Source organism: Kitasatospora sp. NBC_00458, from assembly GCF_036013975.1.
In the GTDB taxonomy this organism is placed as follows: Bacteria; Actinomycetota; Actinomycetes; order Streptomycetales; family Streptomycetaceae; genus Kitasatospora.
Window position 1 is genome coordinate 528,867 of record NZ_CP107904.1, and the last position, 26,138, is coordinate 555,004.

Genomic DNA, 26,138 nt, shown 5'->3' on the forward strand with positions numbered 1-26,138 from the left:
CCGGGTATGCCGTCACGTCCATCCGCACGCACGCCTGCTCCCCGCGCATGCGGGGATGCCAAGCGCAGGTCGGTATCCCCGCAGGCTCTCCGCCCCGAGCCCGCCTTGTCGGAGCTCGGTGGCATGCTCGGCGACCATGGATGCCCAGCAGTTCTGGAAGCTGATCGAGGAAGCCCGCTCGCAGGTGCCGGTCTCGGACGACGGCGGCACTGTCGCGCGTCGGGCCGCTGCGCTGCTCGCGCTTCGCCCGGTCAAGGAGATCGTCGCCGCCCAGCAGATCCTGTCGAGCCTGATGGCCGACTCATACCGGTCCCCGCTCTGGGGCGCCGCCTACATGATCAACGGCGGGTGCTCCGACGACGGATTCGACTACTTCCGTGGCTGGCTGATCACACAAGGCCGGGCGGCCTTCGAGCTTGCCATCACCGATCCCGACAGGCTCGCGGGGCTCCCGGCCGTGCGCGCATTCGCCGCCGACGGGATCGACATCGAGTGCGAGGAAGCTCTGGCGATCGCCTGGAACGCCCACCGGGAAGCCACCGGGGAAGAACTCCCCGATGATGCATCCACCCTCCAGTACCCGGCTCTGGACCCGGATTGGGGATTCGACTTCGACGACGGCGATGAGCTGAGCCGACGACTGCCGCGCCTGGCGGAGTTGTACTCCGACTGACAGCTCACAACCGGCCGGGCCACGACGACTGACCCCGGGCTTCCTCGACCACCACCGCCTTCACGCGCCTGGTGACCGGCAGTATGGAGCCGGTCCTGGCCGGTCAGCGGGTTGACCACGCTTCCACGGCGGTTGTCACTACGCCGTCCTCCCCGCAAGGGCGGGGGGTCGGCCGAGCGCTCGCTAGGGGACCGAGCGGTGGTCGGCGTTCTCCTCGCGTCCGTCCGCATGGACGTCCCGTGTGTGTCGGAGTCGGCTGGAACACTGCGGTCATGATCAACAACGCATCGATCGAGCCTTCCGGTGCTCCGGCGGTGTCCCTGCCGGCTCCCGTCCCGGCCGAGCTCACCGGCATCGACTGGGGTGGGCTGCCGCACTTCTGCAGCGGCCTGCACAACGTGCCGGACACACCCGACATCCTCATCGGGCTGCTCGACGCCGATCACGCGCTCCGGGCGCGGGCGGTCTGGGACCTGTACCGGCTGCTCCTCAACGATGAGCGCGTGTTCCCGGCGACCGCCCCGGCGGCTCTGGTGGTGGCCGCTCTGCTCGACGATCCGCGCACGCTCGCCGCGGGCGAGTGGGAGCGGAGGGCCGGCAGGCGTCCGCTGCGCGCGGAGCTGCTGAACTGGCTGGCCTCGTTCGCCGATGTCGCCCGCCTGGACCCCGAGGACGGGGTCGGCGCACCGCAGGACCTGGCCGCCGCCCGTGCCGCACGGCCGGCGCTCCACGCGCGGGTCGCCGTCTTCTGCGAGGACGGCGATCCGCAGGTGAGGGAGGCCGCCATCGCGGCCACCGCCCTTCTGCTGGCGGACCCCGCCCTCGCCGTGTCCGTCCCGCAGCACGTGCCCGCCGTCCGCGACGTGCTGGGCCGAAGTGCGGACTCCTACTACCGGTGGATCGCGCGGGAGCGGCTGGAGAGCTGGGGTGAGGACATCACGGCCCTCATCGCTGCGGCGGAGGAACGCCGCGCCGCCTTGGCCTGGGCACGCACGCCGCCCGAGGACCCCTTCGACGAGAGCCGGGAGCGGTGGCTGGCCGAGCAGCCCCAGGACACCGCCGCCTTGGAGCCCCCCGGTCGTTGGCACCCGGACTGGACGACGCCGGGGCAGGCGGTCCCGCACGGGTCGGCAACCGAACCGCCCGCAGCCGTCCGGGGAAGCGAACCGGGGTACCAGGGGCTGTGGCGGATCGCCAGGGACGAGGAGCGCGAGGAGTGGACGTTCACGCCGTACGTCGGAGTCGGACCGCTGCACTTCGGAATGACCTTGGAGGAGATCACCGCCGCCCTCGGCGAGGAGGGATCCGTCTCGTTCCACTACACCCGTGACAGCGGCGAGCGTCGGCTCGACCACGCCGACTTCCGCACCACAGGGGTCAGGGCCCTCTTCCGGGCGGACCGTCTGGAGTGCTTGGCCGTGAACGCGCTCACCGGCCCCCAGGTGCGGTTGGACGGAGCCCCGCTGACCGGCTGCCCGCCGTCCCGGTTGGAGGACTGGCTCATCCACCGCACAGCGCACGGCCGGCTGTTGTACAGCCCCAACGCGGACCCCGTCTTCCCCGACCTCGGCCTGGCGATCCGCGCTCAACGCGCGGGCGACGTCAACCTGACCCGACCGCTCTTCCTGCTGCACGACTGGCTCGACCTCTGGCACTCACTGCCCAGCGGGGAGTGGAACTGCCGCTAGGGCCCGCACCGGTGCGGTCCGGGCCCGGCGCGTCTACGGCCGCCGCCAGAGCGGACGACGCCGAGCGGGCGGCCCCGGCCGGAGGAGCCCGGAGGAGCCCGGAGGAGCCCGGAGGAGCCCGGAGGAGCCCGGAGGAGCCCGGAGGAGCCCGGAGGAGCCCGGAGGAGCCCGGAGGAGCCCGGAGGAGCCCGGAGGAGCCCGGAGGAGCCCGGAGGAGCCCGGAGGAGCCCGGTGGCCGGTGCCGCTCAGCCGGTCGGCGTGTCGAGGATGTCCTCCAGGGGCCGACGCGGTGTGGCCGCGCCGGGCGGGCCGTAGCCGATCCGCATCACCAGCTGGACGTGTCCGGGCCCCTCGGCCGGGTCGCGCAGGCCCCAGCGGAGGTCGGGCCACTCGACGGGCTGGTGCCAGACCGTCAGCCGCAGGCCGTGCACGGTGGCGAGCAGCCAGACGCGTTCCAGCGCCTGTCCGGCGCGCAGCCAGTCGGCCGGACCGTCCCCCGGGGTCGTGAGCGTGCACAGCTGGGGCAGCGCCTCGAAGCGCTGGGACGGCTGCGGCGGCCCGTCCTGGTAGGGCGGCCGACCCGCGAACTCGCGCATCGGGACGCGGGCGTCGTGGTCCTGCGGGCCCAGCGCGGAGTACGGGATGCCGTCGACGGCGGGGTCCGCCGAGCCCGGTGCGGGATCGGGCCGGAGCCAGGAGCGGGTCTCCGCGCGCCGGGCCGGGTCGTGGGCGATCCGGTCCTCGGCCTCGGCGGTGAGTTCCAGGACCTGGCGCACCCCGGCCTCCTCCAGGGCGGCGAACGCCACGCCCTCGGCGCGGGCGCCGGCGACGAGCTCGGCCAGGACCGCCTCGGGCACGTCCCGGTTGGTGAACGGCTGACGGCTGGAGTGGCGTTCGGTGATCGCGGGGTAGAGGTCGCGCCCGAACGGCACGGCGGCGGCACCGGCGGCGACACCGGCGGTGTCCGCTGCTCCAGGCGCGGCGGGAACGGCGGCCGCGGCCGGGCCGGCGAGGTCCAGTACGGCCAGCAGGTGCGGGTCCGCCGGGTCGGGGAGCAGCCGGACGACAGGGTCGCGGCCCAGCCGGACGGCGGCGACCCGCAGGTTGAACAGGGCCGCGCCGACCCCGACGTACAGCGCCGAGCCGTTGGCGTCGGCGAGCGGGACCGCGCGGGCGGGGTCGGCGTGCACCTCGACGCCGCTCCCGTCCGGGGTCGGGCGGAACCGCCACGGCTGGCTGTTGTGCAGCGAGGGGGCCGCGCCGCCGGCGGCGGCGAGCAACCGCAGGTCGGCCGGGGTGAGAGCGGACTCGGTCATGGTGATCCTCTCCTTGCCTCGTCGCCGCGCCCCGGCGGAGCCGCCGCGCGGGCGGGCGGTCGGGACGGCTGCTAATCCGAGCGTGCGCCCGGACACCCTCCGGACGGCAGGGTCGAACGGCCCGGGTGCGCCCCGGCCGCGAGCGGGCCCGGGCCCGCTCGCGAGCGCGGGCCCGGCGCCGTGGCACGTCAGTCGTGCGGTACCACGGCGACCGGCGCGTGGGCGTGGTGCAGCACGGCGTGCGCGACCCGTCCGAGCCGGGGGCCGAAGTCGTGCGGGCGGCGCCGGCGGCCGACCACCACCAGGCCGGCCCCGGCCGACTCCTCCACCAGGGTGCGGGCGGCGCCGAGCCTGACCTGTTCGACGACCTCGGTCTCCGGGTGCCGTTCCCGGTGCGCCGCCAGGGCGGCGGCCAGGGCCTTCTGCTCCCCGGCCTGGAGCTGCGCCATCTCGGTGCCGGACGGCAGGAACCCGACCACCGCGAACGCGGGCGGGAGGTCCCAGCCGTGCACCGCGCGGACCCGGGCGCCGCGCAGCCCGGCCTCGCGGAAGGCGAACGCGAGCACCGCGTCGCTGGGCGCACCCGCGTCCACGCCGACCACCACCTCGGACACGGCGCCGGCACCGGCACCCTCACCGGCACCCGTCCCCGTCCCCGTCCCCGGATGCGCGGCCGCGGCCGCGGCGGTCCCGGTCCCGGACGGGCCCGCCGCCCGGACGACCACCACCGGCGCGGCCGCCCGGGCCGCGACCGCCATGCTCACCGAGCCGACCAGCAGCCCCGCGAAGCCGCCCAGTCCGCGCGAGCCGACGACCAGCAGGCCCGCGCCCTCGGCGGCGGCCACCAGGCCGTCCACCGCGGCGTCGAGCACCACATCGGTGTGGACGTGCACCCCGGGGTGACGCTCCCGGACCTCGTCCGCCGTCCCCGCGAGCATCCGCTGGGCGGCGACCGGCAGGTCGTCCGGGTCGGCGAACGAGGCCCGTCCGTCGGTGAGCCACGGCCAGGCGTGCACCAGCCGCAGCGGGGCGCCGCGCCGCAGGGCCTCCTCGGCGGCCCAGTGGGCGGCCGCGGTGCTCTCGGGCGATCCGTCGACTCCGGCCAGAACAGGGGGCGTCATGGGAGGTTCCTCTCCGCACGTCGTCCCGCCGCGTCCTCCCGGCGGGGGTCCGGTCCCGGTCCCCCGCAGGTCGGCTGCGGGTCGGCGTGCCGCTGGTGCCGTACGGTGGCCGACCTGCTGCCGGACGGTCGCCGGGCGGTACGGTCTGACGCACCGTCCGCCGTCTCCCACCCTGGTCGAGCGGCCGGCCGGCGGGCCAGGGGCCGCAGGGCCCGCGGTGGGGGGGCCGTAAGTCCCTGGGCTGGGCCGGAGGCGTGTGCACGACCACCCCGGGGTGCCGCACGGGTGGTGGTGGGCACTAACGTGAATCCGACAATCCGCCCGGTCCGGCGGTCGGCGACCGACGGTCGGTGACCGGCGACCGGCGGCGGAACAGGACCGGGCTGGACGGAACGACGAGGAGGACGCCGGTGGACGGCGCGGAGGGTACGCGGACGGGCACCGGCGGAGACGACACCGCACCCCCGGTGGCGTGCGGCCGGGACGGCGCCGCCGCCCCCGCCCTCCCCACCACCCTCCCGCCCGCCGTCCCCGCCACGGCCGCCGCCACCGCCGCCGCCACCGAAGGTCCGCGTCCGCGCGGCGCCGGCGCACGGATGCCGCAGCTGCGCCTGGACGAGCTGCTGGAGGAGCTCCAGTGGCGGATCGACGCCGCGCGCGGCACCCGCGACCGGGTGCACAGCCTGCTGGAGGCGGTCCTCGAAGTCGGCCGCGAGCTGGACCTCTCCCAGGCCCTGCACCGGATCGTCGAGGCCGCCGCCGACCTGGTCGACGCCCGGTACGCGGCGCTCGGCGTGATCGGCGCCGACGGGCACTCGCTGTCCCAGTTCCTGACGGTCGGCCTGACCGCGGAGGAGATCGAGGCGATCGGCCCGCTGCCGTCCGGGCGCGGCATCCTGGGCGAGCTGATCCGCGATCCGCAGCCGCTGCGCTGCCCGGTGCTCTCCGACCACCCGGCCTCGGTCGGCTTCCCGCCCGGCCACCCGCCGATGCACACCTTCCTCGGGGTGCCGGTGCGGGTGCGCGGCGAGGTGTTCGGCAACCTGTACCTCACCGACAAGCGCGGCGGCCTGGACTTCGACGCCGACGACGAGGCGGTGATCTCGACCCTGGCGGTCGCCGCCGGTGTGGCCATCGACAACGCCCGGCTGTACGAGGAGGCGCAGCGCCAGCAGCGCTGGCTGCGGGCGAGCGCGGAGATCACCCGCAGCCTGCTCTCCGGCGCGCCGCGGCTGGAGGTCGTGGAACTCATCGCGCGCCGGGCCCGGGAGATCGCCGGCGCCGAGCTGGCCGACGTCTCGGTGGCGCTCGCCGGACCGGGCGAGCGCGCGGCCGAGCTGACCGTCGAGGTCGCGCTGGGCGGGCGGCCGCAGGCCCGGCTCGGGGTGACCGTTCCGGTGGACGGCACGCTCTCCGGTGCCGCGTACGCCTCCGGCTCACCGGTGACCAGCGACGACCTGGAGCACGACGGACGGTTCCCGGCCGGTCCGGCCGGGCGGTTCACCGGGCTCGGACCGGCCGTCGCGGTGCCGCTGGGCACCGGCGAGGGGTTCGGGCGCGGTGTGCTGCTGCTGGCGCGGGAGAGCGGGCGGGCACCGTTCACCGCCGAGGAGACCGGCCCGCTGCTGGGCTTCGCCGACCAGGCCGCCCTGGCCCTGGAGCTGGCCGAACGGCGGCGTGACGCCGAACAGTTGACGCTGCTGGAGGACCGCGACCGGATCGCCCGGGACCTCCACGACCTGGCCATCCAGCGGCTGTTCGCCACCGGCATGACGCTGCAGAGCGCCGGCCGCCTGATCGAGAGCCAGAGCGCGGCCGACCGGGTCAGCCGGGCGGTCGCGGACCTGGACGAGACGATCAAGATCATCCGCTCCACCATCTTCGGCCTGCGCGCCCACAGCGAGCCGGACCGGGGCCTGCGCGCCCGCGCCACCCGCGCCGTCGGCGAGGCCCAGGCCACCCTCGGCTTCGCCCCGCGGCTCAGCATGGAGGGCCTGCTCGACACCGACGTGCCGCAGGAGCTGGCCGAGCACGTCATGGCCGTCCTCGGCGAGGCCCTCAGCAACGCCGCCCGGCATGCCCGCGCGAGCCGGGTCGAGGTCGCGCTGCGCGCGCTCGGCGGCCGGGTCTCGCTCACCGTCGGCGACGACGGCATGGGCGTCCCGCCCGGGGGCCGGCGCAGCGGCCTGCGCAACCTCGCCGAACGCGCCGAACGGGTCGGCGGCACCTTCGAGCTGTGCCCGGCGGAGGGCGGCGGGACGGTGCTGCGCTGGGAGGCCCCGCTCGGGCTGTAGGGCTCGTCCGACGGTCTCCGCCGCACGCTGAGGCGACGCGGGTCGTGCGACGCGGATCGTCGGACGGGCCCCGGGCGGGCCCCTGCCGATCAGACCGGGTCGGCGGTCAGGCTCCGGCCGACGACCAGCTCGGGGCCGATCCTGATCTCCACCCGGCCCGCGTCCGGCTCGCGCCCCGGGTGGCGGGCCTCGGCGCGGCGGACCTCCGCGCGCCCCAGTACGGTGACGCACCACCCGGTGCCGTCGGCGCCGTCCACCTCGTCCGCCTCGAACGCGATCACCGCACCGTCCACCGCCCGCGCCAGCTCGGAGCCGGCCGGCGCCGACAGCAGCACTCCGCCGGCCGCGTCCAGCCTGAACCGCACCGGCAGGACGGCGGGCAGCGCACCGACGGTGTAGACGACGCGCCCCACCCCGGTTCCGCCCAGCAGCTCCAGCGCGCGTGCCTCGTCGAGCTCCCGAGAGCCGCGCACCCGCGGCCCGCCGGACGGTTCGACCTGCACGGACGGGGCTTCTCGATCGGCGTTCATGCGAGCGATGGTCACTCGCCGGGCACGGGCGGGTCGAGGGCCGATGGTCCCGTCGAGGGTCCCCTCCCGCGCCCCGGCCAACGTCCCCGGCCCCGCGCCCCGCGCCCCGCGCCCCGCGCCCCGCGCCCCGCGCCCCGGCGAACGTCCCGGGGCCCGATGCGACGTCCCGGGCGCCGACCTGCCGTGCCACACACACGACCCCGCGCACCCCGCCCTCGACGGGCCCCGCCCCCCGGCAAGCGCCGTCGCCCCGGCAGGCGCCCCGCCGGACACCCCCCGCCGCCTACCCCTCGAACGCCAGCCGGACGTCCACGACGTACTCACCCCCGTCGCCGCGGAGGACGGGCAGCGTCACCGTCACGGCCCCGGCCGTCCGCCCCGCCCGGTCCCGGAGCGCGAGGAGCTCGGTCCGGTCGAGGACCAGCCGCACGACGCCGAGCGAGTCGTCCGCCGACAGGTCGTCGACCTCCCTGCCCCCGACGCTCAGCGACAACCGTTCCCCGGGGTCCGCCAGGCGTAGCGGTGCGAGCTCGAAGCGGTGCACGCTCCCGGCCGCCACCCCGTCCACCACGGGCGGGGCCTGGGACGCCGCCTCGCCCCGGCCGCCCTTCGCCGTCAGCCGGAACTCCACCTCGTCGTCCCCCGGGCCGCTCGTCGTCCGCAGGCACGTGAAACGCTCCAGCGTGACGGCCACGGCCCCGAGCGGACCGTCGGCGGGGAACAGCTGCGTCGTCGTGTCGACCGACACCAGGACCCCGTAGTGGTCGGACATGTCGCGTCCCGGCGCCCACTGCCGGACCAGGACCTCCGCCCGCTCGACGTGCTGGACCAGCAGGGCTCCGGGGAAGCCGAGGACGTAGTCGAGCCGCTCGGTCGTCGGGCCGAAGCGCGCCCGGTCGTCGGCGGGACGGGCGGGGTGGTCGGGCGGGAACGACGAGACGGTGCCGCCGTCCGACTCGCTGGTGCCCGTCGGCCGGGCGGCTCCCGCGGTGGCCGTCACCGCGCCCGGGTCCTCGGGGCCGCCGAGCTCGCCCAGCAGGCGGGCGTACAGCTCCGGGTGGGCGAACTGGTCGATGTTGAGGTCGCCCAGGAGGACGGCCGGTGCCGCCGCGTCCCGGCTCGCGCGGATGAAGGCCGCGAGGTGCCGGATCTGTGCCTCGACCGCCTTCCCGGCGCCCGCGGCCGTCCCCCCGACCGTCGGGTGCGCCGCCTGGGTGTGCGTGAGGAACACGTCGACGGGGCCGGGGCTCCCCCGCCGCTCCACGCGGGCGTGCAGGACGCCCTTGGCGGCCAGGCAGTCGTCCCCCGAGCAGTGCCGGTAGACGGTCGACGCGCCGGCGGTGATCCGGTGCCGGCTCAGCAGGAGGAGTCCCCCGCCCATCGGCTCGACGTCGGCGACCAGCAGGTCGACCGGGTCGTGCGGGCCTTCGGCGGTGTACGGGTAGAGGTCCGCGACCGCGTCGACGACGCGTTCGCGGTCGCCCGCCGTCCACATCTCGCTCAGCCCGACGACGTCCGGCCGGGTCTCGCGCAGCAGCCGGATCAGCTCGCCGACGGCGCCGTCCCGGTCGGCGCCCTTGTAGAGCGGCCGGGGCAGCAGCGCCGTGTTCTGCGCGAGGAACGTGAGCGGCGTCTCGTGGACGAGCCCGGTCAGGGCGCCGCCGAGGACCCGGGTGCCCCGGACGACGTCGTGGACGACGGAGTGCCCGCCGTACTGGATGGCGTACCGGTCCTGCTGCCAGGCGATCCTGGCGGCGGGGCTCCGGTGCCGCGGGTACCCGTCCTCCTGGAGGGGCGTCCCGCCGTACCGGGATCCGTGGTCGTAGTGCAGCTCCAGCCGTTCCCCGAAGGGCACGTCGTAGCTGCACTGGAGTTCCGCGGAGGTGTGCAGCCCCGACACGTGCACCCGCGCCGTGCCGACCCTGGCGACGAACCGTTCGAAGGAGCCGAAGTCGGACCGGGCACCGATCTGGGTGATGAAGACGTTGGTGGGGCCGGCGACGCGGATCTCCTTGTCCCGCCAGGGTCCGCGGTCGGTCCAGGTGGTCTCCAGGGCGCTGAACAGGCCCACGTAGCTGTCGCCCGTCCGCCCGAAGAACCAGCGGGCCGAGTCGTGGTTGCAGCGCGCGCTCGTCGGACCGACCACCTCGTCGAAGCGGTTCTTCGGGAACCAGGCGTGGGTCCGCTCCCCGAAGAGCAGCCGCTGCAGTTCCTTGGCGTCGTAGGCCGTGATGGCCGCGGTGCCCTCCTGGACGACCCGCGGCTGAACGGCGTTGCCCGTCCACCAGTTCGGACCGTCGTGGCCGGCGGGGAAGATCTTGGCGTGGTCGACCCGGATGGCTCCGAAGAGCAGGCTGAGGTCGAGGTACGACCCCGCCGAGGGGTAGCCCGTCCACACCATGGCGCCGTTCTCCAGGGCCGCGACGCACGGCATCGCCTGGAAGTTGAGCTGGCCGCGCCGGAAGTTCTGCACGCTGGCGAGCGTGGCGCCGCCCGAGCGGTGGACGTAGAGGTTCCCCCGGCTCAGCACGGAGCCCTCGGTGAGCACCGAGAACCGGTCCGCGGCGTCCACCTCGGTGAAGTCGGGCACGGAGGCGCCCGCGACCGCGCCGCCCACCCCGCCGACGACGGCCCCGACCGGTCCGCCGATCGCGAAGCCCGCGACGGCCCCGCCGATGCCGCCCAGGATCCCGGCCCCGACGTCCTCGGCCGTGTCGATGGCGTCCGCCACCGACGTGATCACCGGGAGGATGTCGCTGAACGGCGGGGTGGCGAGCAGCCCGTACTCGGTGGCGACCGCACGCGAAGCGAGGATCGTCTGCTTGGTCGCGTACGCCGCCCGGCTCCACCAGAACTCCATGTCGTCGGCGGTGCTCACGCCGACGCCGTGCTCCCCCGCCTCGTCGAAGTCGATGGAGACCCGGCTCCTCGCGGTCATGACCGGCGGCCCCTTCCGCCCCAGCTCGACCAGCGCGTCGGGCGGACGGTAGGAGGGCGACGTGGCCAGGGCGACCGCGGCGAAACTCGACTCGCTGAAGTGCCCGAGCCGGCCGAAGAGCAGCTCGCCCGGGTTGCGGACCGCCTGTTCCCAGACGCAGTTCTTGCCGTCGAAGTAGACGCGCCCCGCCGATCCCGCCATGGCGCCCGTGGGCGAGTTGACGGCGAGGTCGAACACCAGCAGGTCCATCACCATGGCGGCGCGCGTGCGGATCTCCGGGTCGACCGCGAAGTCCACGAGGTTGAGCAGCGGCATGATGTCGTAGACGTAGTACCCCGGCGAGTTCCACTCCGCGAAGCCGAGGCGCAGCCGCTCGTCGAGCCAGCGCAGCACCCGCCTGCGGGCGTGCGCCATGTGCTCGCGCCCGGTCATGTCGCCCTTCCGCAGCGGGCCTCCCGGCCCCTCCCGCCGGTAGGCGCGCATCGAGACGAACTGCTCGTCCGGCCAGAACTGGCCCGCCAGGTACTCGGCCGTGGCGAAGAGGATGCGGTGGTTCTCCGACCAGTACGTCATGTCCCGGCCGTGCTCCATCCCCTCGTGGCCGTTGCGGTCCTTCGCCCCGCGGAAGGCCTCCGTGTCGCCGGTGAACTCGTCGCACCGGAAGGGGTCGTCGAACCAGTACTTGAAGCTCGTGAACGACTCCCGGACGGCCGCCGAGACGGTCTCAGGCAGGATGGGGTCGCGTCCGGGGGCGCCGTCGTCGCGCCACCGGAGCGAGGCGTCGAGCAGGTGCTCGGGGGTGGCGTCCAGCAGGTAGAGCAGGCGGATGACCTCGTTCGCCCCGAAGTCCGCCGTCTCCAGCAGGACCTTCATGTGGACGGTGGGCACCTCCAGTCGCGCCCAGTACTCCTCCGGGGTGACACCGGCCCGCTCCCAGCCGAAGAGCTCGTCCCGGCGCGACGGCTCGGCGCGCACGAGCAGCGCCCGGGCCAGCGCCGTCTGGCGGTCGTCGTGCAGCAGCAGGTCCCGTTGGCGCGCGTCCCGTTCGGCGTCGGGCAGCCGGTCGAGCTCCGCGGTGACGAACTCCAGCCCGGGGTCGAGCCGTTCGACCCCGAGGTCGTGGACGGCGTCGCACAGCGTGGCGTCGCCCGCCTCGTACGGGGACTTGACGGTGACCTTGCCCTTGTCGTCGACCTCCCTGACCGGGGCGCGCCGGCGCTCGGACTCGTTCCACGCGGTGAAGCGGCTCCCCTTGAGGAAGGCGCGGACGGGCAGGCACTCCAGGTAGCGCAGCCGGCGCCGGTCGTACGCGAGCTGCGCTCCGCTCAGCCCGAACGCGGGCTCGCCGAAGGGTTGCATCCGGTTCCGGCCCGCCTCAGGTGTCGCTGTCGGGCTGCTCGAACCAGCCGGGGCCGGCCGGCGTCCACTTCGGCAACAGGTCGTCCCGGCGGGCCCGTACGAGGTCGGAGGCGATCCGGAACTCCCACGAGTCCCCGCGCACGGCTTCCTCGTCCTTCTGGGCCCCCTGCTCCTGCAGCTGGGTCATCAGGGACACCCACAGCGGGCCTCCGACGTCGAGCAGCTGGTCGGTGGTGGGGATCTCGCCGGTGTTGAGGAACCGCTCGAAGGCCGCCTCGTACCCCGGCCTGACCGGCAGCACCACCCGGGCCGCGCCCGACCCCAGGAACGCGGCGAACCGGGGTTCCCGCTCCAGGCCGAGCAGTTTGCCCACCCAGGACGTGCGCGCGCCCCAGAAGTACGGCAGGAAGGCGTACTCCAGGTGCTCCCACTCGACGGCCTGCTCGAAGAAGCGGATGTACGCCGACAGCGCCCCCGTCGCGGCCGCGTCCGGGTACGGGAAGCCGAGGGAGTCCGTCCTCATCGCGTTGAAGCCGCTGAAGTTCTGGCCGGTCAGCACGGCCAGTGCCGTCCGCTTGACCTCGTTCCGGACGAGCTCCTGCTTCTGGGCCGGGGTGAGGGCCTGCAGTCGGAGGCGCGCCTGGGCGTCCCGTTCGGCGACGCGTTCCTCGTGGTCGGCGAAGCGCTGCCGGTTCGCGGCGAGGATCAGCCCGTGCGTCCTGGTCTGCCACGCGGCGACGGTGGCGGCGGTGGGGACGCAGAGGATCTCCACCCCCACGGCGAGCGTGGCGAGCCCCGGACTCCGGCCGTCCCCGTCCGCGATGAGTCCCACCGGAACCGTCTCGGTCTCGCCGTCCAGCTTGCCGCTGAACAGCCTCGACGACCAGTCGTCGATGTAGACGACCTTCGAGCCGACCAGGACGCGCAGCTCGTACGGGACCCACCCGCTGGCCAGCGCGACCACCCGGTACGAGGCGGCCTGGTACCCCTTGGGGATCGCGGTCCTGCGGCACTCGCCGATCTCCAGGCTGCTGGCGCCGAGCTCGCCGCTGAAGGGGTCCGGCGCCCGCTGGCCGAAGTTCTCGGTGACGCACACCTGCGCCTGCGGGGGTGCGTCCACACCGGTCGCCCGGTGGCCCGTGGCGTAGTAGGACCAGTTCTCGGCCGAAAGCTGGTCCGCGGGCACCGTGAAGGCGGCCGGCCCGGGCGGAAGGGGGCCCCGGCCGCGCGGACGGGCCAGGGCCTCCCGGAACAGCGCGGCCGGCTCGGGAACGACGAGGTCGTACAGCAGGCGGGAGCCGTAGCTGAACACCTGCGCCTGGTAGACCTTGTCGAGCCACTGGTAGACGCCGAACCGCGCGGCGGCGTCCGGGGTGCTGCCGAGCACGTGCTCGACGGACTCCTCGGCGCGGTGGAGCCGGCGCAGGACGGAGGCGCTGCGGGTCCGGGTCGTGGAGCTGGAGGAGACGGCGTCCGTCACCGACCTGGCGAAGGTCTCCGGGCCGTCGGTGGTGAGCGGCCCGCGCCCGCCGCCGGACTGGGCGGAGGTCTTGCCGGCGTTCTGATCCGCCGCCGTCCGGGCGAGCGACTCCAGGCTCGTCCGCTCGGCCTCGGTGGTCTCGGTCGACTCGCTCTCGTCCACCTCGCTCGTCCTGTGGGTGAGCCGCTCGCCCGGGAGGACGCTCTCCAGGCGGGCCACCTCGCCCCGCTCGTACCGCCTGAGGTGGGTGCGGACGACGCACAGGTCGGCGACACCGAGGGGGCGCACGTCCGTGTGGGTGGCCGGCGGGGCCGAGGCGACCGGCTCCTCCTGCCCGGGGTCGTCGATCGGATCCAGCCGGTGGCGGCCGAGGAGCTCGCCGATCTGCGCGGCGAGCCGGTCGCCCCCGATCAGCCGGACCTTCGACAGCTCCGCCACCACGGTGTGCAGTTGCCGAGTCGATCGCTCCTGTTCCGAGACCAGCCTCGCCTGGATGTCGCGGACGGACGCGGCGGCCGGATCGATGCCGTACTGGCTCAAGGCCCGCAGGGCGGGCTCGGAGAGGAGGCGGAGCGCGGTCTCCGACAGCACGACGTTCGAGCGCTGGGCGGCCCGCCGGAGCGGTGAGGTGCTGACGGGGTCGTCGTCGCGCGTCTTGCGCCCCTCCTGCCGCCGGCCCTCGGCGGGCGGCCGCGCGGTCCGGTAGAGCGCCGCGAGCGACTGCTCCCGGTCGAGCTCCCGCAGCACGAGCTCGTCCTCGTCGTGCGCGGCCACCTGTGCGACGGCCTCCGTGACACGGGCCAGGTCGTCACGGAGCGAACCGAACCTCTCCATCAACCGCTCGGCCACGGCGTCGGGGGGTTCCGGTTCCGGCACGGCCGCGCCCGGACGACGCCGGCCGACCAGGACGTCCGGCAGCAGGAGCGGCGCGTGGGCGATCCCGTCGACGGCCCTCGCGGACACCGGCCCGGCCAGGACGGCGCCCGCGAGGGTCAGCGCCCGGACGATCTTCACCGCCACCGCCGCGTCGAGCTCCTCCGGTCCCAGGACGTACGCAGCGACCACCGTGTCCCGCGCGCGTTGCAGGTCGACCGCCCAGTCCTCGGGCGAGGCGTCCCCGACGACCCGGCGGACGGCCTGTCCGACCTCCTCGGGGGTGCCCGCCTCCCCGCTGGAGACGAGGTCGCTCAGGGCGACCAGCCCGGCTCCGAGCCGGACCGTGTCGGGGGACACCACCGGAGCGCCCCCGGCCACGAACGCCCTGGCCGCGACCACCCGCTCCTCGGGGAGCGCGGCGTCGCCGAGCGCGCGCTGGAACTCCGACTCACCGGAGAGCTCGGCCACCGGCGGGGCCTGCCGGGGAGGCCTCTGGAGGGACACGAACGTGAGAATGCGGTCCATCACTACTCCTCGTGCGACCGGCGCCCCGTGCGACGGGCGCCCCGCCGGGGCGGCGTGGCCCGCCCCGGATCCCACCCCCCACCAGGGTCGCCCCCTGACGCGGTCGTCACCACTCCGGCCGCGGGTCCTTCACCCGGCGACCGGTCCGCGCGGCCCCGTCTCCTCGTGCGACGTGCGACTCCGTCACGCCGTGCGTCGGCAGGCCGGTCCGCGCGCTCCGTTCCGCAGCCAACCGAAGTCTTCCCCACCGGGTCGGGGCCGCACAGCGCGTGCGAAGGGGCGTGCGGAGGCTTCGGGGCGCGCGCTCCGGGCAGGCCACGCCCGATCCTGCCGCCTGCGCCGGGTGCGCCGGTTCACCGCGGCCGGTCCCCCCCGCGCAACCCTCGCCGCACAACTCTCAGCAACGGGCCGTCACGCGGACGGGACCGGTCCGGCGACGGCGGCCGAACGATCCGGCCGGGCCGGGTCAGCCGCGCAGGCCGCCGCCGTGGACGCGCGCGTGGTGGGCCGACTGGGCGGCGGCGGACTGCCGCAGCTCGGTGGCGATCAGGGCGGCCTGCACGCGCCGCTCCACACCGAGTTTGGCGAGCAGGCGCGAGACGTGGTTCTTCACCGTCTTCTCGGCCAGGTAGAGCCGCTCGCCGATCTGCCGGTTGGTGAGCCCCTCGCCGATCAGTGCCAGCACCTCCTGCTCGCGCACGGTCAGCTCCGGTCCCCCGGTGGACGGCTGGGCCGGCTCGGCCTCGCTGCGGAGGCGGTTCAGCAGGCGGGTGGCGGCCCCCGGGTCGAGCATCGACCGGCCGGAGGCCACGGTCCGGACGGCGGCCACCAGGTCGGTCCCGCTGATCTGCTTCAGCACGTACCCGGCGGCGCCCGCCATGACGGCGTCGAGGAGCGCCTCCTCGTCGTCGAAGGAGGTGAGCATCAGGCAGGCCAGGTCGGGCATCCGGGAACGCAGTTCGCGGCAGACGGCCACGCCGTCCCCGTCGCCGAGGCGGACGTCCAGCACGGCGACGTCGGGACGCAGCGCGGGGACGCGGACGAGGGCCTGCTCGGCGGTGGCGGCCTCGCCGACCACCTCCAGGTCCGGTTCGCAGTCCAGCAGGTCGTGCACGCCGCGGCGCACCACCTCGTGGTCGTCCAGCAGGAACACCCTGACCGGCGCCGGCGTCTCGGCACCGGTCGTCTCGCTCGCCATCTCGCGGCTCCACCTTCTCCACGCCCGGCACACCACACGCCGGGTCCACCGCATCATGCCCCGGTGCCCCGCGGCCGCCCAGGGTCGAACGACCCCATTTCCCGGGCCGTCGGGCCGCCGGACCGGGCGACCCGGTGGCCGGGCACCCCGGCGGGCGGGCGGAGCCCGGGTCACGCACGCCAGCGCAGCGTCTCCGGCGGCGGGGTCGGCACGGAGGTCCGCCCGGAAGTCCTCGCCGGACGCGCGCACGCCGGCCTCCGAGACCTCCAGCGGGGCAGGGGTCAACTCACTCAATCCCGCCGCCCGCAGGCAGGTCTCGTAGGCCGTGCGAGCGGCGGGTCGATCGCACGGCCGGAGACGGTCCCCGAACTCCCGCTCCGCCGGTGCCCGTTGTGCGGGCACGGCCGCCCGGGCGAGCGAGCCGTGGGTGCCTAGCCGGCGGCTATCGCGGCGAGCAGCCGTTCCGCGGCGCCGAAGGCGATCGCGCTGTCGAGCGGGTTGGAGTAGCTGCGCGACCAGGTGATCAGTCCGTCCCGGACCCGGGCGAACATCACCATGTCGAACGCGAACGTCTTCCCGGTGGCCAGGACGTGGCCGTGGATCCGGTACTCGACGACGACGAGTTCGGGATCGCCCGTCTCGTGGACGGTCACGCGGTCCGCGCTCTCGAACTTCTGCACCCCGGCGCCGCGTTGCAGGTGGAGCCGGAAGGCCTCCCGGCCGGGCTGCTGGTCGGGGACCCCCGGCATCAGGTAGGGCAGCTCGAAGGGGGCGTCCGCGGTGAACAGGTCGGCAGCCGCCGGGTCGGGGCCGTCGGCCATCAACCGGACGAAGTCTTCGAGGACTTCGCGCGGTGCGGCAGTGGTCATGGGACACCCCTCTCGACACGACCGGGGCGAATCCCCCGGTGTCGCGCCCGAACATACGGGGCGACGGCTCCGCATTTCAACGTCCGCTCGCCCAAGTGGACTTGATGATCCGTCCGGTGTTCCGCACAGGACCGGAGACCCTGCGCGCAACCAGGCCCGGCACCTCCTCAGGGGCGGCGCCTGCGGGCGTTGCCGAGGCCGATGAGCAGGAAGGCCGTCGAGACGGCGAGCGCACTGCCCGTGGCGGCGGCCAGTCGCGGGGCGAGCGGGCCGTCACCGGACAGCAGGATGGAGGCGGCGCCGAGCGAGGCGACCGCCAGGCCGACGACCAGCCATCCGAGCAGCGCACGGGCGGCCGCGCGGGGGCACACCGGCGTCCGGCCCGGGTCCGGGTCCGGGTCCGGGTCGAGCAGGGCCCAGCGGAGGGTGTCCTCGCGCTGCTCCGCCCGACTCTGCAGGTGGGCCCGGACCCGGAGGAGGACGCCGGCGACCAGGCCCGCCAGCCCGATCCGGGCCGCGGGCTGCCAGTCGGGGACGGCGAGCAGCAGGACGCCCGCCAGGGCCAGCCCGGCCCACCAGACCACGCAGGCGGCAGCGGCGGTGCGGGCCGAACGGGGGCGGTCGTCGCCCGCCTGCAGGTCGGCGATGGCGGGCAGGTACCAGACGCAGCCGGACGCAGTGGTCGCGGCGGTGCCGATGGCCAGAACGGTGTGGGACATGGTGCCGTGCGCTCCTCAGCCGATGGGGCTCGACGCGGTGTCGGGATGACGTGGGACGTGAACGCGGGACGTAGAAGTGGGGCGTAGAGGTGGGGCGGGGACACCGGACGGACGTCGCGGGACCCGCCGGCGCCGGGCGAAGGGGGCCAGGCGAAGGGGGGCCGCTCCCGCCCGCCCGGGGGCAGCGACACGGGCGGGAGCGGCGTTCGGGGGGGCGGGCCGTCAGCCTCCGGCGCCCGGAGCGCCGTCGTCGGGCGCTCCGCCGGGCCCTCCCGCTCCGCCCGACGCGGCGAGCGCGCGGCCGCGGCGCGTCGTCGGGGCGTCGTACGCGGCCGGGGTGACGCCGGCCAGGTGCTTGGCGGGCTCGCCGTTGTGGTCCAGGAAGTCGCGGGCCGCGATCTCCGGGTGGTGCAGGTCGAAGGCCGGGGACTCCGAGCGGATCCGGGGCAGGGTCACGAAGTTGTGCCGGGGCGGCGGGCAGGAGGTCGCCCACTCCAGCGAACGGCCGTAGCCCCACGGGTCGTCGACCTCGACCTTCTCGCCGTACTTGGCCGTCTTCCAGACGTTGTAGAGGAACGGCAGGAGCGAGAGTCCGAGCAGGAACGACCCGATCGTGGACACCGTGTTGAGCGCGGTGAAGCCGTCGGAGGCCAGGTAGTCGGCGTAACGGCGGGGCATGCCCTCGGCGCCCAGCCAGTGCTGGACGAGGAAGGTGGAGTGGAATCCGATGGTGAGCGTCCAGAAGCAGATCCGCCCGAGCCTCTCGTCGAGCATCCTGCCGGTCATCTTGGGCCACCAGAAGTGGAAGCCGGCCATCATCGCGTACACCACGGTGCCGAACAGCGTGTAGTGGAAGTGCGCCACGACGAAGTACGAGTCGGACACGTGGAAGTCGATGGGCGGGGCCGCCAGCAGCACGCCCGTCAGTCCGCCGAACAGGAAGGTGACCAGGAAGCCGACCGTCCAGAGCATCGGCGTCTCGAAGCTGAGCGAGCCCTTCCACATGGTGCCGACCCAGTTGAAGAACTTCACACCGGTCGGCACCGCGATCAGGAAGGTCATGAACGAGAAGAACGGCAGCAGGACTTGGCCGGTGACGTACATGTGGTGCGCCCACACGGTGACCGAGAGGCCCGCGATGGCCACGGTGGCGGCGATCAGGCCCGCGTAGCCGAACATCGGCTTGCGGCTGAACACCGGGATGACCTCCGAGACGATGCCGAAGAACGGCAGGGCCAGGATGTACACCTCGGGGTGGCCGAAGAACCAGAACAGGTGCTGCCAGAGCATCGCCCCGCCGCTGGCCGGGTCGAAGACGTGCGAGCCGAACTTGCGGTCGCACTCCAGGGCGAGCAGCGCGGCGGCCAGCACCGGGAAGACCAGCAGGACCAGGACCGAGGTCAGCAGCACGTTCCAGCAGAAGATGGACATCCGGAACATCGTCATGCCGGGGGCGCGCATGCAGATGATCGTGGTGATGAAGTTGACCGCGCCGAGGATGGAGCCGAATCCGGAGAGCGTCACGCCCATGATCCACATATCGGCGCCGACACCGGGCGAGTGGACCGCGTCGGAGAGCGGCGCGTAGAGGAACCAGCCGAAGTCGGCGGCGCCCTGCGGGGTCGCGAAGCCCGCGGCGGCGATCAGCGAGCCGAACAGGAACAGCCAGAACGCGAGCATGTTCAGCCGCGGGAAGGCGACGTCGGGGGCGCCGATCTGCAGCGGCATGATCCAGTTGGCGAAGCCGGTGAACAGCGGCATCGCGAAGAGCAGCAGCATCACCGAACCGTGCATGGTGAAGGCCTGGTTGAACTGCTCGTTGGAGAGGATCTGCGTCCCCGGCCGGGCGAGTTCGGCCCGCATGACCAGGGCGAGGATGCCGCCGATCAGGAAGAACCCGAACGAGGACACCAGGTACATGGTGCCGATCGTCTTGTGGTCGGTGGTCGTCAGCAGCCGGACCAGGGCCGAGCCGGGGCGCTCGGCCCGGACTCCTTCCGGCCGGGCTGCGGACGGCGGCGGCGCGCTGTCGCCCCGTGCCTCGATGGCGCTCAAGGACGCACTCCTTCGAATACTGCTGCGGATGGGTGGCGATCCATGATCGGAACGCGACACCCGTGCGCCCTAGGGCCGTTGGGCCCGGCGGACCGGGGCCGGTGGGCCCCGGTTCCGGCCCGCCGGCCGGGACCACCGGCGGCGGCCCGGGACGTCGGACCCCGGACACCGCCCCGAACCCGAACACGGGCCCCGGACCCGGACGCCGGACACGCCGAAGCACCGGCGCGGCCAGGGGAATCGGGTTCCCCACGGCCGCGCCGGTGCACCCGGAGACCACACCGGGACATCGGCGAGGATTCGCCGACGATCGGTCAACAGTGCTACGGAAGAGCGTCGTTCGGTTCCGCCGACCGACGGGCGACCGCAGCCGACGGCGACGACGGGACGCCCGCGCCGACCGCGGCGGACGGACGCATCAGGACGCCGCGGCGGCTCCCGTGGTGAGCCGGTAGCCGGTCACCAGATCGGGCCGGATGGCCACCGTGTGGTCCATCGACGCGCTCACCCACGGGCTCAACATCCCCCGGTAGCGGGCCAGTAGGGCCGGGTCGGTGACCGGCCGGGCGAAGCCGGTGACCACGACGCTCCAGCCGAGCCGGGTCGACGGGTCGATCGCGTCGGCCTCGTACGCGACCACCACCCCCGCGTCGTCCCCGCCCTGGGAGGCGGTGGTCAGCGCCGCGCCGTCATGGGTCCGGATCACGATGGTGTCGTCCACCAGGAGGTGGTTGACCGGGCGGATCGCCGGCAGCGCGGACACGGTGAACACGATCCGGCCGAACGGCGCGCTCCCCAACAGCCTCAGCGCCTCGGCCCGTTCGAGCGGCACCAGCTCACGCGGCGGGACGTCGGCGGGCGTCCGGGACCGGGGATGGACGGACGGCGGCAGCCCTTCGGGCCTGCGCAGCGCCCGCAGTCGGCGGCGGACGGACTCGTCGCTCATGTGGCGGCCGCGATCAGGCCGAGCCGGCCGTCGAACCGCCGGTAGAGCACCCGTCCGCGTCGCGAGCCGGGCTGGGCGAAGAACAGGTACGGCAGCTCGGCGGCGGCCAGTCGCCTGACGGCTTGGTCCTCCGTCAGCTCCGGTGCACCGCAAGGGCTCAGGGTGAGCGGGGCGACCGTCCGGGCGGGCGGCCCGGCGGCGGTCGTACGGGCCAGCCGGTAGCCGGTCGGGCCGACCCGGTAGACCACGGCGTCGGTCTCGGTGGCGGGGTCCGTGAAGAGATGGATGTCGTAGTCCATCGCGTCCATGGTCAGGGCGGCCGCGTCGGGCGAGCACCACACCAGGTGGGCCTGCTTGCGCCGGACGATGTCCTGCGGCCCTGCGGTGCGGGGGAGTTCGGCGCGCGGGCGCTCGGCGCGGACCCGCGCGACCGGAGCCGCCGGGGCCGGAGCCGCCGGGAGCCCGTGCGCCCTGGTCCGGCGCGGCCACGGCCTGGGCGCCCACCCCGAGGCCACGGCGGCCATCCGGCTCCGCAGGCCGTCGACCACCTTGTCCAGAGCCTCGCCCAGATCGGCCGCGGCCTCCTGGACGCGGACCCGCCGCCCGTCCACTTCGGCGTTGACCTGGGCCAGCACGCCGGCCGGACCGACCGTCCCGACCCGGACCCGCAGCTGCTCGACCAGGGCGTCCGCCCCGCTCACCGCGGCTGCGACCCGGGCTCTGGCGTCGACCGCGAAGCCCCGCGAAATCCCCTCACACACCCGCACCGTGACCAACTCGCCCACCTCAGGCCTCTTCCCGTTCCACCGCGATCTCGTCATGCCGCGCCACCCGCCTCCGACGGGCCCGCACACACCGGCGCAGCGATCACCCTCCCGCCCCGGCGAGGCCGTCACAAGGGCCGAACGGCCCCATCGGCGGCCACCGTTCGGCCCGGAACGACGGGGAGGTCGGACGGACGGCGGCGTCCGCGGCGGCGCGGAGGCCGGGGACGCGCCGCCGGGCCCGGGGCGGCCCGGCCCGCCACAGGCCGGCGCGTGACATGATCGGGCCGTGTCCACCCCTGACGACCAGTCCGCGTACTGGAACTCCACCGGAACCGGCAAGACCTTCGCCCACCCGTTGCGCACCGACTGGACCCTCGGGATCGACCGCGGTGCCGCCCTCCTGGACTACGGCTGCGGCTACGGCCGGCTCGCCGGCGACCTCGCCGCCCTGGGCTTCACGGACGTCGAAGGCGTCGACGTGGCACCGGAGTCGATCGCCCGCGCGCGGGCCGAGCAACCCGCCGCCCGCTTCGAGGTGCTGACCGACCCGCCCCGGCTCGACCGGCCGGACGCCTGCTACGACGCGGCCTTCCTGTTCGCCGTGCTGACCTGCGTGCCGGACGACGAGGCCCAGCGCGCGCTCGTCGGCGAACTCCACCGGGTGCTGCGCCCGGGCGGGCTGCTCCAGGTCAGCGACTACTGCCTCCAGCCGGACGACCGCAACCGCGCGCGCTACCGGCTGTTCGAGGCGAGGTACGGCCGGCTCGGCGTGTTCGAGACCGGCGACGGCGCGGTCTGCCGCCACCACACCCGCGCCCGGCTGGACGAGCTGTTCACCGCCTTCGAGCCGGTGGCCGAGCACGAGCTCCCGGTGCTCACCATGAACGGCCGCCCCGCCGTCGCCACCCAGCTCCTGCTCGCCAGGCGTTAGGCCCCGCCCGCTGCCCCGCAGGACCCGACCCGCCGGACCCCGCCGGACCCGCCCGCCCGGCCGTAAGCGGGATCATGCGGGCCGCCCGTCACAAAGATGGGGGCCCGCCCCCCATGCACCGGTGGCCGCGCCGACGCCAGGATCGGGACCGAGGGCGGCGCCTTCGACGGCAGCGCGGCCCTCTCCCGGCATCGGAGGTGCGGTGGTGGCAGGGGTGAACGCCGTGCGCAGCACGCGCCTCGACGGAGGCGCCGGACCGGTTCAGGGCCCGGTCGCACCGGCGGTCCCCCCGGCCACACCATTCCCGCACTCTCCGGTGCCCGGTGACGCCCCTTCGCCCGACGGGACGGCCCGCCGCGCCGCCCCGGCACCGAACGGCACGGGCACCCTGCCCGGGTCCCCGTCCGAGTCCACCCCCGGACCCGCACCCAGGTCCACGTCCGAACAGGAGTCCACGTCCGCGCCCCCGTCCGAGCCCGAACCCGAGGCGGAACCCGTGCCCGATGCCGGAGCAGCGACCGACCCACCGTGCGGCGGCCCGTCGTGTTCCGACGCGCCGCACCCCGGCCCGCCCCACCCGGTTCCACCGCACCCGACCCCGGCCGAGGCGGACCCGCCGCACCCAGGCGTGCCGCACCCGGACCTTCCGGCCCCGGCCCCGGGCCTCCGCCCCCACCGCGCCCGCCTCCGGTCGGCCCGCCCCGGCGGTTCCCCCTGGTGGGAGCGGGGTCTGACCCCGGGCCGGCCCGTTCCCGCCGCCCGCCCGGACTGGGCCGCGTTCACCGAGGCGGCCGTCGCCGCCGCCCCGCTCCGTCCGGTCGTGCCGCGCGCCGCGTACCCGGGGCTGTCCGGGTTCGCGCTCGTCCTCCAGCCGTTCGCCGACCGCGCACAGGTCCGGCTGCTCACCGCCCTCTCCCCCGCCGTGCGCACCGCCGAGCAACTGGGCCGGATCGACCTGGCCGCCCTGCGCGCCGGGTTCACCGCCCGCCTGACCGAGCGGCTCGCCAGGATCGCCGCCCGCACGCTGGTCCTGGAGCTCAACGTGGCCCGGGTCGCCGGCCGGCTCGCCGGCGGCAGCCCGCACGAGCGGTTCCGCTCGTTCCTCGCCCTCACCGCCCGCCGCGAGGGCCTCGCCGCGCTGCTGCGCGAGTACCCGGTGCTGGCCCGGTTGCTGGCCCGCGCCTGCCTGGACGCCGCCGACGCGTACGCCGAGCTGCTGGACCGCTTCGCCACCGACCGTCCGCTGCTGGTCGCCGGCCTGCTGCGCGGCCGGGACCCGGGGGCGCTGGTCGCCGTGGCCTCCGACGCGGGCGACCGCCACCGCCGCGGCCGCGCCGTCGCCGTGCTGCACTTCGCCGACGGCGCCGCCGTCGTCCACCGGCCCCGCCCGCCGGCCGCGCACCGGCACTTCAACGCCCTGCTCGGCTGGTACACCGACCAGCCCGGGGTGCCGCGGCTGCGCGCGCTCGGCCTGCTCGACCGGGGCGGCCACGGCTGGACCGAGTACGCCGAGGCGCGCCCCTGCCTCACCGGCTACGAGGTCGAGCGCTTCTACCGGCGGCAGGGCGCGCTGCTCGCACTGCTGCACGTCCTGGACGGCACCGACCTGCACTTCGAGAACCTGATCGCGTGCGGCGAGCACCCGGTGCTGGTGGACGTCGAGACGCTGTTCCACCCGCCCGCCAGGAGCGGGCCCGCCGAGGACCCGGCGTCCCGCGCCCTGGAGGACTCGGTGCACCGGGTCGGCCTGCTGCCGCAACTGCTGGTCGGCGACGACGGCGCGGTGGACGTGTCCGGGATCGGCGGGGGCGGCGCGGGCCGGCTCGCCTCGCCGGTCGAGGGCGTGGACTGGGCGGGCGCCGGTACCGACGAGATGCGGCTGGTCCGGCGCCCGCGCCCGTTCGGCGAGGCCCACAACCGCCCCCGGCTGGGCGGCGCCCCGGTCGACCCGGCCGGCCACATCGAGGCGCTGCTCGACGGCTTCCGCGCCGGGTACGCCGCGCTCTCCGCCGGGCGCGACCGGCTCGTCGGCCCGCGCGGCCTGCTGCGCTCGTTCGCCGAGGCCGAGGTCCGCGTGGTGCCCCGGGCCACCCGGGTCTACGCGCGGCTGCTCGACGAGTCCACCCACCCGGACGTGCTGCGCGACGCCGCGGCCCGTCACGCCGTGCTGGCCCTGCTGCGCACCGACGCGGTCGACGACCCCGGCCGGCCGGAGCTCGCCGACCACGAGATCGCCGACCTCTGGGCGGGCGACGTCCCGCTGTTCACCGCCCGCCCCGGCGCCCGCGACCTGTGGACCTCCGGCGGACGCCGGCTGCCCGGGGAACTCGCCGAGGCCGGACTGGCCCGGGCGGAGGCCAAGCTCGCCGCGCTCGGCGGGGTCGACCGCAAGGACCAGGAGTGGATCATCCGCGCGGCCATGGCGGGCGCCGCCGGGACGCCCGCGCACCGGCCGGGACGGCCCGTCCCCGAGAACGTCTGGGCCACCGCGCCCGAGCCGGAGCGGCTGCTCACCGCGGCCCGGGGCATCGGCGACCAGCTGGTCGCCTCGGCGTACCGGGCGCGGTCCCGCACCAACTGGCTCGGCCTGGAGCTGCTCGCCGACCGCTACTGGCGGGTCCGGCCGCTCGGCGCCGACCTGGCGGGCGGCTACACCGGCGCCGCGCTCTTCCTCGCCCAGCTCGCCGCGCTCACCGGCTCCGACCGCTACGCCGAGGTGGCCCGCCGGGCGCTGGCCCCCGTCCCCGGGCTGCTCGACGCGCTCGCCGCCCACCCCGACCTCCCGGCCGCCGTCGGCTCCGGCGCCTTCGCCGGTCTCGGCGGCATCGCCTACGCGATCGCCGAGATCGCCCGGACCCTCGACGACCCGCTGATCGGGCAGTGGACCGAGCCCGCGGTGGCCCTCGCCGCCGCCGCGGCCGAGCAGGAGGCCGACCCCGGTGTGCACAGCGGCACCGCCGGCGGTGTCGCCGCCCTGCTCGCGGTGCACACCGCCGCGGCACACGCGACAGCCGTTCGCACCGCACGCGCCGCTTCCGCCCGACCCGCCGGACCCACCCGACCCGCCGGTCGCGACGACCACCCCGACGCCCCCCGCACCCCCGCCCTCGGCACGCCCGACGCACCCGCCGAACCCGACGCGCCCGGCACGTCCGGCACGTCCGGCGCCGCGGACGCCCTCGGCGGTGCCGCCCTGCGCGCCGCCGCCGTCGGGGCCCGGCGGCTCGCGGACCGGCCCGCCCCGGCCGCCACCGGCTTCGCCCACGGCTCGGCCGGCACCGGCTGGGCGCTGCTGCGGTACGCCGAGGCCACCGGCGAACCGGCCGACGGCCCGCACCACCGGGCCGGTCTGGCCGCCCTGCACGCCGCCACCGCCGCCCGCTCCCGGGAGGGCTCCTGGTGCCGCGGCCGCCCCGGCATCGCGCTCGCGGTGATCGACAGCCCGCTCGCGCTCGCCGACCGGCGACTCGCCGACTGGGCGCAGCGCGCCGTCCGGAACACCGCCCGCGCCGCACCGATCGGCGACCACAGCCTCTGCCACGGCGAGCTGGGCGTCCTGGAACTGCTCGGCCGGCACGGCCCCGCCTCCGGCCGGACCCCGTGGGTCCGGCGGGCCGGGGCGCTCCTCGCCGGCATCGACCACGACGGGCCACGCTGCGGCAGCCCCGACCACGTCCCGCACCCCGGCCTGCTCACCGGCCTGGCCGGGATCGGCCACGGGCTGCTCCGCCTCGGCTTCCCCGACCGGGTGCCGCCCGCACTGCTGCTCCGCCCCGGCACCCCTCCACCGCCGTACTGACCTCCCGCTCTCCCCGGCCCGCCCCCCGAAGCCTCCGTCCGCACCGCACGTCCT

Annotated in this window: 16 protein-coding genes; 5 read left to right on the forward strand and 11 right to left on the reverse strand. The window is 75.6% G+C overall.

Annotation, left to right across the window (positions count from 1 at the left end; all coding sequences use genetic code 11):
- The first annotated feature begins 136 nt into the window (after positions 1-136).
- Positions 137-673, forward strand: coding sequence for a DUF4240 domain-containing protein (locus OG550_RS02210; protein ID WP_327673890.1), 537 nt, complete (start codon positions 137-139; stop codon positions 671-673).
- A gap of 272 nt (positions 674-945) precedes the next feature.
- On the forward strand, positions 946-2,361 hold the full coding sequence (locus OG550_RS02215; protein ID WP_327673892.1) for a hypothetical protein: 1,416 nt from the start codon (positions 946-948) through the stop codon (positions 2,359-2,361).
- 245 nt (positions 2,362-2,606) lie between these two features.
- On the opposite strand, the gene OG550_RS02220 is transcribed toward OG550_RS02215, so the two are convergent.
- Positions 2,607-3,677, reverse strand: coding sequence for an Acg family FMN-binding oxidoreductase (locus OG550_RS02220; RefSeq protein WP_327673894.1), 1,071 nt, complete (start codon positions 3,675-3,677; stop codon positions 2,607-2,609).
- A gap of 188 nt (positions 3,678-3,865) precedes the next feature.
- Positions 3,866-4,798, reverse strand: coding sequence for a universal stress protein (locus OG550_RS02225; RefSeq protein ID WP_327673896.1), 933 nt, complete (start codon positions 4,796-4,798; stop codon positions 3,866-3,868).
- A gap of 596 nt (positions 4,799-5,394) precedes the next feature.
- Between OG550_RS02225 and OG550_RS02230 the strand changes: the two genes are divergently transcribed.
- On the forward strand, positions 5,395-7,092 hold the full coding sequence (locus tag OG550_RS02230) for a sensor histidine kinase (protein ID WP_327683650.1): 1,698 nt from the start codon (positions 5,395-5,397) through the stop codon (positions 7,090-7,092).
- 89 nt (positions 7,093-7,181) lie between these two features.
- On the opposite strand, the gene OG550_RS02235 is transcribed toward OG550_RS02230, so the two are convergent.
- The 9 genes from OG550_RS02235 to OG550_RS02275 form a co-directional block, all read right to left on the reverse strand.
- The gene (locus OG550_RS02235) at positions 7,182-7,622 is read right to left on the reverse strand and encodes a pyridoxamine 5'-phosphate oxidase family protein (RefSeq protein WP_327673898.1); all 441 of its coding nucleotides are present in this window, start codon (positions 7,620-7,622) and stop codon (positions 7,182-7,184) included.
- Positions 7,623-7,905: 283 nt separating this feature from the next.
- Entirely contained in the window at positions 7,906-11,919 is a 4,014-nt protein-coding gene (locus OG550_RS02240) for an endonuclease/exonuclease/phosphatase family protein (RefSeq protein WP_327673900.1), read from the reverse strand.
- Between the two features lie 16 nt (positions 11,920-11,935).
- Positions 11,936-14,800 (reverse strand): hypothetical protein, encoded by a 2,865-nt coding sequence (locus tag OG550_RS02245; protein WP_327673902.1) that lies wholly within the window; start codon positions 14,798-14,800, stop codon positions 11,936-11,938.
- 466 nt (positions 14,801-15,266) lie between these two features.
- Positions 15,267-15,998, reverse strand: coding sequence for a response regulator transcription factor (locus OG550_RS02250; RefSeq protein WP_327673904.1), 732 nt, complete (start codon positions 15,996-15,998; stop codon positions 15,267-15,269).
- Positions 15,999-16,429: 431 nt separating this feature from the next.
- The gene (locus OG550_RS02255; protein WP_327673907.1) at positions 16,430-16,867 is read right to left on the reverse strand and encodes a nuclear transport factor 2 family protein; all 438 of its coding nucleotides are present in this window, start codon (positions 16,865-16,867) and stop codon (positions 16,430-16,432) included.
- A 167-nt stretch (positions 16,868-17,034) separates the two neighbouring features.
- Positions 17,035-17,586, reverse strand: coding sequence for a hypothetical protein (locus OG550_RS02260; protein WP_327673909.1), 552 nt, complete (start codon positions 17,584-17,586; stop codon positions 17,035-17,037).
- A gap of 222 nt (positions 17,587-17,808) precedes the next feature.
- Positions 17,809-19,632, reverse strand: a complete 1,824-nt coding sequence (gene ctaD, locus OG550_RS02265; RefSeq protein ID WP_442906124.1) for an aa3-type cytochrome oxidase subunit I — start codon at positions 19,630-19,632, stop codon at positions 17,809-17,811.
- A 427-nt stretch (positions 19,633-20,059) separates the two neighbouring features.
- Positions 20,060-20,587 (reverse strand): pyridoxamine 5'-phosphate oxidase family protein, encoded by a 528-nt coding sequence (locus OG550_RS02270; protein WP_327673911.1) that lies wholly within the window; start codon positions 20,585-20,587, stop codon positions 20,060-20,062.
- Positions 20,584-21,372: a sigma 54 modulation/S30EA ribosomal C-terminal domain-containing protein gene (locus tag OG550_RS02275; protein WP_327673912.1), complete on the reverse strand. Its 789-nt coding sequence runs from the start codon at positions 21,370-21,372 to the stop codon at positions 20,584-20,586. The genes OG550_RS02270 and OG550_RS02275 overlap by 4 nt, the downstream gene beginning before the upstream one ends.
- 268 nt (positions 21,373-21,640) lie before the next feature.
- Here OG550_RS02275 and OG550_RS02280 point away from each other — a divergent pair, with 268 nt between their 5' ends.
- Together OG550_RS02280 and OG550_RS02285 are read left to right on the forward strand one after the other, a co-directional pair.
- Positions 21,641-22,285, forward strand: a complete 645-nt coding sequence (locus tag OG550_RS02280; protein ID WP_327673914.1) for a class I SAM-dependent methyltransferase — start codon at positions 21,641-21,643, stop codon at positions 22,283-22,285.
- 628 nt (positions 22,286-22,913) lie between these two features.
- Complete coding sequence (locus tag OG550_RS02285) at positions 22,914-26,084, forward strand: type 2 lanthipeptide synthetase LanM family protein (RefSeq protein WP_327673916.1); 3,171 nt, start codon at positions 22,914-22,916, stop codon at positions 26,082-26,084.
- Positions 26,085-26,138: the final 54 nt, after the last annotated feature.